This window comes from Pseudonocardia ammonioxydans (assembly GCF_900115005.1).
GTDB classification, from domain to species: Bacteria; Actinomycetota; Actinomycetes; order Mycobacteriales; family Pseudonocardiaceae; genus Pseudonocardia; species Pseudonocardia ammonioxydans.
On the sequence record NZ_FOUY01000095.1, the window covers coordinates 1 to 8,810 of the forward strand.

Annotated in this window: 13 protein-coding genes, 2 tRNA genes and 1 pseudogene; 14 read left to right on the top strand and 2 right to left on the bottom strand. The window is 70.4% G+C overall.

The genetic code is table 11. From position 1 onward, the window contains the following. Positions 1-95: 95 nt before the first annotated feature. The 11 genes from BM093_RS33595 (at position 96) to BM093_RS33645 (ending at position 6,982) form a co-directional block, all read left to right on the top strand. Positions 96-497: a hypothetical protein gene (locus tag BM093_RS33595; RefSeq protein WP_050802327.1), complete on the top strand. Its 402-nt coding sequence runs from the start codon at positions 96-98 to the stop codon at positions 495-497. Further along, on the top strand, positions 494-757 hold the full coding sequence (locus tag BM093_RS33600) for a hypothetical protein (protein ID WP_010228066.1): 264 nt from the start codon (positions 494-496) through the stop codon (positions 755-757). The genes BM093_RS33595 and BM093_RS33600 overlap by 4 nt, the downstream gene beginning before the upstream one ends. Before the next feature lie 272 nt (positions 758-1,029). Next, on the top strand, positions 1,030-1,218 hold the full coding sequence (locus tag BM093_RS33605) for a hypothetical protein (RefSeq protein WP_010228068.1): 189 nt from the start codon (positions 1,030-1,032) through the stop codon (positions 1,216-1,218). 4 nt (positions 1,219-1,222) lie between these two features. After that, positions 1,223-1,573, top strand: coding sequence for a hypothetical protein (locus tag BM093_RS33610; protein WP_010228070.1), 351 nt, complete (start codon positions 1,223-1,225; stop codon positions 1,571-1,573). Between the two features lies 1 nt (position 1,574). Further along, positions 1,575-1,763 (top strand): hypothetical protein, encoded by a 189-nt coding sequence (locus tag BM093_RS33615; protein WP_010228072.1) that lies wholly within the window; start codon positions 1,575-1,577, stop codon positions 1,761-1,763. Positions 1,764-1,860: 97 nt separating this feature from the next. Continuing rightward, entirely contained in the window at positions 1,861-3,300 is a 1,440-nt protein-coding gene (locus BM093_RS33620) for an FtsK/SpoIIIE domain-containing protein (protein ID WP_093357210.1), read from the top strand. Then, positions 3,300-3,515 (top strand): hypothetical protein, encoded by a 216-nt coding sequence (locus BM093_RS33625; protein WP_010228076.1) that lies wholly within the window; start codon positions 3,300-3,302, stop codon positions 3,513-3,515. Before BM093_RS33620 ends, BM093_RS33625 begins: the two co-directional genes overlap by 1 nt. Next, entirely contained in the window at positions 3,512-4,177 is a 666-nt protein-coding gene (locus BM093_RS33630) for a hypothetical protein (protein WP_029239416.1), read from the top strand. The genes BM093_RS33625 and BM093_RS33630 overlap by 4 nt, the downstream gene beginning before the upstream one ends. An 89-nt stretch (positions 4,178-4,266) precedes the next feature. Continuing rightward, positions 4,267-5,622, top strand: coding sequence for a replication initiator (locus tag BM093_RS33635; RefSeq protein ID WP_085916661.1), 1,356 nt, complete (start codon positions 4,267-4,269; stop codon positions 5,620-5,622). Then, on the top strand, positions 5,619-5,837 hold the full coding sequence (locus BM093_RS33640) for a helix-turn-helix domain-containing protein (protein ID WP_010228082.1): 219 nt from the start codon (positions 5,619-5,621) through the stop codon (positions 5,835-5,837). Before BM093_RS33635 ends, BM093_RS33640 begins: the two co-directional genes overlap by 4 nt. Beyond that, positions 5,837-6,982: a tyrosine-type recombinase/integrase gene (locus BM093_RS33645; protein WP_010228084.1), complete on the top strand. Its 1,146-nt coding sequence runs from the start codon at positions 5,837-5,839 to the stop codon at positions 6,980-6,982. Before BM093_RS33640 ends, BM093_RS33645 begins: the two co-directional genes overlap by 1 nt. Before the next feature lie 78 nt (positions 6,983-7,060). On the opposite strand, the gene BM093_RS33650 is transcribed toward BM093_RS33645, so the two are convergent. Then, positions 7,061-7,134, bottom strand: a tRNA-Gly gene (locus BM093_RS33650). 292 nt (positions 7,135-7,426) lie between these two features. Between BM093_RS33650 and BM093_RS36405 the strand changes: the two genes are divergently transcribed. From BM093_RS36405 to BM093_RS33655, 3 genes are all read left to right on the top strand, one after another. After that, positions 7,427-7,564: a hypothetical protein gene (locus BM093_RS36405; RefSeq protein ID WP_177238876.1), complete on the top strand. Its 138-nt coding sequence runs from the start codon at positions 7,427-7,429 to the stop codon at positions 7,562-7,564. Positions 7,565-7,997: 433 nt separating this feature from the next. Continuing rightward, on the top strand, positions 7,998-8,135 hold the full coding sequence (locus BM093_RS36410; RefSeq protein ID WP_177238877.1) for a hypothetical protein: 138 nt from the start codon (positions 7,998-8,000) through the stop codon (positions 8,133-8,135). A gap of 163 nt (positions 8,136-8,298) precedes the next feature. Next, positions 8,299-8,372 (top strand) — tRNA-Pro (locus tag BM093_RS33655). Between the two features lie 138 nt (positions 8,373-8,510). Here the strand turns inward: BM093_RS33655 and BM093_RS36415 are convergent. After that, positions 8,511-8,810: pseudogene (locus tag BM093_RS36415) on the bottom strand (IS110 family transposase); the annotation flags it as partial.

Here is an 8,810-nt window from a genome sequence, read left to right on the forward strand (position 1 = left end):
CTAGCCATCTTCCTTATCCACGGTTGACATGACTAGTCAGGCCAGTCACCCTGATATGGCTAGCCAAGCTGGTCAGGTTAACGAAGGAGTGAGTGATGAGGGATCTTCCGGTGGTGCTCGACGGCTTCAAGCTCACGGTGGTGGAGCCACCCGCACCCAAGACCCGGCAGGACGCGAACGGCGCCGAAGTGCCGGTGACCGACCGGGACGGCGTTACGCAGTTCGTGGTGTCGCTGTTCGCGAAGCTCCAGGTCCAGGCGGGCCAGCGGGCCCCGAAGGGCGAGGAGATCAAGGTGACCCTGACCGCCGACCCGGGCGAGGGGTTCCCGGAGGACGCGCGAGTGCAGCTGATCGACGCGAAGATCAACCCGTACTCGATCGAGTCGCCGGACGGGCGCACGGTCTCCGGGATCGCGTTCAAGGCGATGGGGCTCAAGCACGCCACCCCGGCCCCGATGCCGGCACGGCGGGGCAAGGACGACGGGGGCGAGTCGTGACCGACCGCCCGGACTTCCTGCCCTCCTCCACCGTCTCGGTCGGGATGCACTTGTACGAGACCACGACGTTCGCCACGCACCTCTACCCGGACGACGACCGAGTCACGCTCGACGCGGCCGGGTCGGGCGGCACGGTGACGCTGTTCCTCGACCGCCCGGAGATCACCCGCCTACGCGGGGTGCTGGAGCAGGCCGAGCAGGACCTGACCGAACAGCAGCAGAAGATCGGGGTCCGCGCGATCAGCGGACCGGCCGCCTGACCCGGCCCATTCCTTCCGGCCGGAGTGATTTCCGGCGACTCCATGGCAGTTCCAAGACGGGGACACCTGTGTCCTCACATCAAGGGGTGAGCACCAATGACGTGCACGGAATGCAGCGGTAGCCGGGCTTGCGACGAATGTGATGGCTACGGCCATTCGATCGCCGGTGACGAGTGCGGCGAATGCGGCGGGTCGGGGGTGTGTCCGCACTGCTGGGGACACGTCGACCTGACCACCGAAACCAAGAACAGCGAGATGGAGGAGGTACTGCGATGACCACGACCACGAAGACCCGGTTGCGCGCCACCACCGGTGTCGGACGCCTCGTGCGACGCCTGGAGATCGAGCGGCGTCGCTGGTCGCGTCATGACCATCCGGTGATCCCGACCGAGCAGGCGTGGCAGGCCGGGGTCGCCGAGGGCCTCCGGCTGGCCCAGGTCGCGATCCGCAAGGGGGTCTGAGGTCATGGCGCTCAGCCTCGGGCCGCGGGACCGGATCAAAACCCTGCCGAAGGTCAACCGGCGCGCGCTGCGCAAGTACGGCGAGTTCTGGCGGGCCCTGCAGCTGGTCGGCGACGCCCTGACCGACGCAGAGAAGGTCGCCGCCAAGGCAGGCGACAGCGGCAGGGGCAAGCAAGGCCGGACCGCCGGCAAGGGCACGTCAGCGAAGGCCGGCGGCGACGGCCAGCACTGGTCGCACGCCTCCCCGGACGAGATCTCGGCGGCGGCGAAGAAGTCGCACAGCTCGCTGAAGGTGATGGCCAGTTCGGCGAAGAAGTGGGAGGCCGAACTGGTCTCCCGGGAGTGGAGGAAGTGACATGTCCAAGGCCGTCGACCGCACCGTCGAGGAGTTGGACGCCGCGATGCGGGAGTTGCGCCGGTCCCTGCACGGGATCCCGTATCGCACGGGTGGGTTCAAGAACACCCACGACAACCTCGCCCGCGACGTCGCCGTGTTGACCGTGCATCTGGATTCGGCGCGCGGCGCGTTGCGCGCACAGAAGTGACCACCCGGGTGGTGGGGTGCCCGCCGAGATGGATTCTTGGCGGAAACACACGGCGGGCGCCCCGCTACCCGGTCTCGATTCGTGAGGACTGGTAGCAATGAGCAAGCGTAGTAGCTCGGCAACTCGCATCAACGGCCCCGCCCGGCACGGCACCCGGGCCACCCGGCCACCCGGCCGCGAGTTCCAGGCCGCCGCCTGGCTCGCCCGACACCCCGGCTTCATCGCCGCCCCACTGCTGGGGCTCGGCCTCGCGCTCAGCCTCGGCCCGCTCATCACCGCCGCCGCTCTCGCGGTCCTGATGGCCGGTGTGGCCGTGTGGGGACGGGCGCACCCGGCCAGCTTCGACCGGTTCGCCGCCCCGCACCTGCGGGCCGCCTGGCGCCGTTGGACCGTCTACCGCGGTCGCCGGTGGACACAGCTGATGTCGGACTGCGGCCTGACCCGCGAGCACCGCCACAGCGGCGAACAGCTCGTCCCCCGCGTGCTCCGGGTCCGCTCCTCGTCGTCGACGATCGACACCGTCTACGTCCGCATGGTCCGCGGGCAGGACGTCGCGTTCTGGCAGGAACGCGCCTCTGTTCTCTACGAGGCGTTGATCGCGCACCGGGTGGCGATCACCCGCCACCGGCCGGGCGTCGTCGCGGTGGTGATCGAGTGGGAGCTGCCCTTCACCCGCACCATCCCCGCGCCGGACATCCCCGAACAGGCCGACGACGTCGACCTCGGCGCGGTCGAGATCGGCGACAACGAACGCGGCGAACCCTTCACCGCGCCCCTCGTCGGCGGACACCGGCTCGTCGCTGGCGCCTCCGGGTCCGGGAAGGGGTCAATCCTGTGGTCCACACTGCGCGGGGTCGGGCCGTGCCTGCGCGACGGGGTCGTGCGGGTGTGGATGGTCGACCTCAAGGGCGGCGTGGAGACCGAACAGGGCGCGCCGCTGTTCCACCGCTACGCCACCACCATGGCCGAGGCCCTGGAGCTGTTGACCGAGTTCCGCGACGCCATGCGCGACCGCCAGGACGACATGCGCGAACAGAACATCCGCGCCGCCACACCCAGCATCGAAACACCGGTGGAGCTGCTGGTCATCGACGAGATGGCCATGCTCACCGCCTACGGCGACCGCACGTCCGTGCGCGAGGCCCTGCGGTTGCTGGCCGAGATCATGACCCAAGGCCGCGCCTCGCTGTTCGCGGTCCACGGCTACCTCCAAGAGCCGTCCAAGGACGTCCTCGACGTGCGAGAGCTGTTCACCCAACGGATCTGCCTCGGCGTCACCGCCGCATCCCATGTCGACATGGTCCTCGGCGAAGGCGCCCGCGAGCGCGGGGCGCTGGCCGACGAGATCCCTGGCGACGCCCGCCACGCCGGGATCGGCTTCGTCATCGACCGCGGGTCGCGGCTCCCGGTCCGCTTCCGCGCGGCGTTCGTCTCCGACGACGACATCGCCGAACTCGTCCAACGTTGCGCCCCGCCGCCGGACGCCGACGTGATCGACCTCCACAACGACGGCGACACCGAGCGGGGGGCTGCCTGATGCGCACCACCACCGCATGGGCCCTGCGCACCTGGGCCAAGCTCACCCTGCTCTTCGCCGTGATCGTCGGCGGGACCTGGCTCTACCTCGGCTCGGCCTCGGGCTGGTTCTGGATCGTGACCGGCGGCGCGCTAGTGGCGGAGTGGTACGTGATCCGCCAGCTCGCCCGAGAGTGGTCCTGGGAAGCCCGCGCCACCTGGTGGTGGTCAGCATGACCGATCAGGCCGGCACCGTGCAGGACGCGCTGTTCGGCGACCCAGTCACCGTCCAGCCCGACGACCACGGCCCGGCCGCGACCCAGGACCCGCGCGAGGTCGCCCGCATCGTCGGCCTCGCCCACGACCCGGGGCTGTTCCTCGTCGAGCGCTCCGGACAGGTCCTGCGGGCCGACCCTGCCCGCCCCGGCTGCACGGACGCGCTCGCCCGCCACGACGGGGACACCGTGGCCCAGCTCCTCGACACCGGCCACCTCCGGCTCGGCGGCACCCACCACGTCCACCACGCAGGCTCGGAAGGACCGGCCCGCTCCGTGCTCGTGCCCAAGCAGACGCGCGACATGGTGTCCCGCTGGGACCACCTGCACCCCATCCCCACACCAGCCCGGGCCTCCGAGCCGAAGAAGGTGCCGCAGCGCTCCACGGGACTCATCGGGGTCGATGTTGTCGAGCCGGGCAAGGCCCTGGTGTGCCTGGGCCACACCGGCCAGGGCGGCACTGTGCTGCGCGAGGCCGGCCGCTACCGGGTCGAGAACGACCACGGCGCACTCGTCGGTCACGCCAGCTCCTACCGGGCCGCCGCCCGCCTGCTCGCCCGCTACCACGGCTACACGCCGGGACCGGTCGAGATCGAGCACGAACACCGCGCCCACCGCCGGTAACCCGGCCCGGCCTCGCCGCTGTGCGACCAGCTCCCAGCGGGGGCCGGCGCCCACCCACAGCCTCGACCCGTCCCGGGAGGGATGCCGCGATGACGGCTGCCACAACCACCCAGCACGACCACGACCTGTCCCACCTGCTGCGCTCCGAGAACTTCCAGGACTGGCGCCGCGAAGTGACCGCCATCGGCGGCTGCGCCGCCCCGATCCACCTCACCGGCTCGTCGCGCATCCACGACCGAGCCACTGGCACCGTCCTCGCTGAGCGGGAGGGCGAGATCCTCGCTCCGTGCGGCAACCGGCGCGCGTCGGTCTGTCCGGCCTGCTCGGATCGCTACGCCTCCGACGCCTACCACCTCCTGCGCTCCGGAATGGCCGGCGGCAAGGGCGTCCCCGACACCGCCACCGAGCACCCACGGGCGTTCGTCACCCTCACCGCCCCGTCGTTCGGGCCGGTCCACACCCGCCGCGTCACCGCCCGCGGGCTCGTCGTCCCCTGCGGCTGCGGGGACAAGCACCACCGCGACGACCCCCGCGTCGGCACCGCAATCGACCCCGACACCCACGACTACGTCGGCGCCGTGCTCTGGCAGGCCCACGCCGGAAAGCTCTGGAACCGCTTCGCCATCCGACTCCGACGGCTGCTCGCCGGGATGCTCGGGGTCAAGGTCCGCGAGTTCCACGACCACGCCCGGCTCTCCTACGCCAAGGTCGCCGAGTACCAGCGCCGCGGGCTCGTGCACTTCCACGCAGTCGTCCGCCTCGACGGACCCGACGGGCCGACCACCGCACCACCCGGCTGGATCACCACCGAGGCCCTGGGCGTCGCGGTCCGGGACGCAGCAAGCTCGGTGTCCCTCGTCGTGGACCGACCGGACGGGACACCGCTCCCGCTGGCATGGGGGAAGCAGGTCGACATCCGCCCCATCACCTCGACTACAGCGGCCGCGCTCGAGGACGACGACGGCGAGATCACCGACAATGCCCTGGCCGCCTACGTCGCCAAGTACGCCACCAAGGGCACCGGAAAGTCCGAGGCGACCGACCGGCCGATCCGCGACATCGCCCACGTCCGGCATCTCGACATCACCCCGCACCACCGACGGTTGATCGAAACCGCGTGGGAGCTCGGTGGCCAGGAGCAGTACGAGGCGCTGAACCTGCGCCGGTGGGCGCACATGCTCGGCTTCCGCGGCCACTTCCTGACCAAGTCCCGCGCCTACTCCACGACCTTCGGCACTATCCGCGGGGAGCGCCGCACCTACCGCCTCGGCGAGACCCTCGCCGGCCTCGACACCCCCGCCGACTCGGGTTCCGTGCTGGTCGTCAACGACTGGCAGGTCGTCCAGTTCGGACACCGGAACGACGCCGAACGAGAGATCGCACTCGGCATCGCCGAACGACGACGCGAACAACGCACCACGCGATCCCGGAAGGAGACGTCATGACCACGCGGTACCTGACCGTCCCGGAGGCGGCGGACTACCTCAATACCTCCGTGCGCTTCGTCCGCCGGCTGATCGCTGAACGCCGGATCGCCTTCCATTATGTCGGCCGGCACGTGCGGCTTCGGGTCGCCGACCTGGAGGAGTTCGTCCAGTCCGGACGGGTCGAACCGGTGACCGCCGGCGACGTCCGCCGACAGCTTCGGAAGGTGGGCTGATGGCACGCGGCAACCGCCCCGGACACCGCCGCTTCGGGCTGATCAGGAAGCTGCCCTCCGGGCGCTACCAGGCCTCCTACCTCGGCCCCGACGGCCGACGACGGGCCGCGCCCGACACCTTCGCTCGCAAGCGTGAGGCCGAGCAGTGGCTCGCTGCTGTCGAGACCGAGCTACTCCGCGACGACTGGACCGACCCGGCCCTCGGCAAGATCCCGCTGCGCGAGTTCGCCGAGCAATGGATCGCCGAGCACAAGATCAGCCGCAGGACTCGGGAGGAGTACGCCAGCGTGTGGAGGTTGCACCTCGCCTCGTACCTCGGTGACTACCCGATCGGCCAGATCAGCACCGACCTGATCCGCTCGTGGCGAGCCACCCTGCTCCGCGAGGGACGCTCGGAGGACCGGACCGCCAAGGCCTACCGGCTGCTGCGCGCCGTCCTCAATACCGCCGTCGACGACGGCCTGATCAAGCGCAACCCGTGCCGGATCAAGGGAGCGGGTCAACACCGGACTCCGGAGCGACCGACGGCGACCGTCGCCCAGGTCACGAAGCTCTCCGGGCTCGTCCCACCGCGGTTCCGGGTCCTCGTGCTCGCGGCGGCCTTCACCGGGCTCCGCTGGGGCGAGCTGGTCGCGCTACGGCGCTGCGACATCGACCTCGACGGCGGAGCAGTCCACGTCTACCGGCGGCTGGCTGAACACAAGAACGGAGAGATCGAGGCAGGCCCGACCAAGTCCGTGGCCGGAGCCCGCACCGTGGCCCTCCCCGACGTCCTGGTGACCGAACTGCGCGAGCACATCGCCGAGTACGCCGAGGACGGCACGGAGGGCCTGGTGTTCACCGGCGACCGTGACGGCCCGCTGCGCCGGGGCAACTTCCACCGCGCCACTGCCTGGACCCGCACCGTCGTCGCCGCGGGCCTACCGAGTGGCTTTCACTTCCACGACCTGCGCCACACCGGCAACCACCTCGCCGCGACGGCCGGGGCCAGCACCCGCGAGCTGATGCACCGGATGGGCCACGGCTCCATGCGGGCCGCGCTGATCTACCAGCACGCGACGACTGAGCGGGACCGCGCCATCGCCCAACGGCTCAACGACCTGGTCCAGGGCGACGAGGACAGCACCGAAGACGATGTCGGCTAATTGCACGCTAGTTGCACGGAACGAGAGCGGCGCCACTCCCAAGATCGGGAGCGGTCGCCGTTTTCGCTGGTCAGAGGGTGGAGCGGGCGACGGGAATCGAACCCGCGTAGCCAGTTTGGAAGACTGGGGCTCTACCATTGAGCTACGCCCGCGTGCCCGACCACGGGGATCGGACATCCGCGAGCGTATCCCACTGCGTCCTCGGGATCATCCCCGCCCCGCCCGTGCGGGCTGCCCGCCACTCACCGTGACGACCACCGAGAGTGCTCCCGAGCCCCGCGCCCGGGTGCCTCCGGAGAGCCCCGAATCCCGGTGTGAGCTGCGGTGACGGAGGTCGCACCCAGGGAGATGCAGGACACGTCGGGAAGCGGGAACGGAACCCGAGATCGACGCGATGTACCAGGTGAAAGCACGGTCCGCACACGACCCGAAGAGAAGGAAGCGATGACTGCCCCGTCCTCCACGTCCCGTCAGGCCGCGACCACGGACCTCCGTTCGAGCCGTTTCGCGACCCTCGCCGTCGGGTTCCTGGCCGCCGTCAGCGGCGTCCTCCCGGCCGCGTTCGTCCTGCTGGCGATGTGATCCCCGGCGGCCGGTCGTTCCAGCACCGACCGCCGCCCTCCCCACGACGTCCCGTGCTGACCGGCCCGACGGGCCACACAGCATCGGACACTCAGGTCCGGCCGCGCCGCGCGCGAGCCGGACCTTTTCGTCTCCGGAGCCGGTCACCTGACCTCCGGCCCTTCCCGCGCGTGCCATGAACGGCAGCGCGTCCCGATGGATCGTGTGGATCACCCGGGCAACGGACCCCGGCGAGTTGACGGTCCGTCACGTCCCGAGCCCGGACCCGTCGAGGTCAGCCCGGTATTTCACGCCGGGAAGGTCCGCTCGTGGCGCCGCGACGGAGATCGCTCCCGGGGAGAGGCACGCCACGTTCCGAAGTGGGAACGAATCGTCAGATCGACTCGATGCAACGGGTGACAGCATCACCCCACGACCTGAAGAGAAGGAAGCGATGACTGCCCTGTCCAGCACGCCCCGTCCGACCGCGACCTCGCGCATGCGCCCGAGTGGTGTCGCGGCTCTCGCCGTCGGTTTCCTGGCGTGCCTCAGCGGCACGATCCCGGCGGCGTTCGTCCTCCTGGCGTTCTGATCCCGCAGCGGACGGCCACAGCCGTCCGCCACCCGCGGATCCTCGGGATCCGCACCGTTCCCCGTGCTGCCCGAGCCTCCGGGCCGGGCAGCACCGGGCCCCGCCGGATCTCGGGACCAGGGCCCCGTCCGGCGGCAGCAGAGCGGGGCTAGACTCCGTCCGACGGGGTGTGGCGCAGCTTGGTAGCGCACTCGCTTTGGGAGCGAGGGGCCGTGGGTTCAAATCCCGCCACCCCGACTACATCCGACCTGCGGAAACGGGTAGGTGCTACAGCGCTCGAAGATCGACATGTAGCAGTTGATGTAGCAGTGGCCCCCGGAACCGCGTGGACCGTGGCGACCCGACCTGCTGTAAGGAGAATCAACCGCAGCCGGTCTACGCGGGTCGCTCCAGGGTGACGCGGTAGCCGAGGTTGTGGAGTTGGCCGATGAGGCGGTCGCGTTGGCGGTCGGCGTTGCGGCGGGTGAAGTAGTCGCCGCCGAGGTCTTGGTAGTCGCAGTCGTTGGTCAGCAGGTGCCAGCTGATGACCAGGATGGAGTGGGCGACCGCGATCGCGGCCTTCTTCTTCCCGATCCGGCGTGCCAGTCGCCAGAACTGGGCCGAGAGGTAGGTGTCGCGGGTCCGGGCGGCGGACCAGGCGCACTGGGTCAGGATGTCGGTCAGCCAGACGTCGCC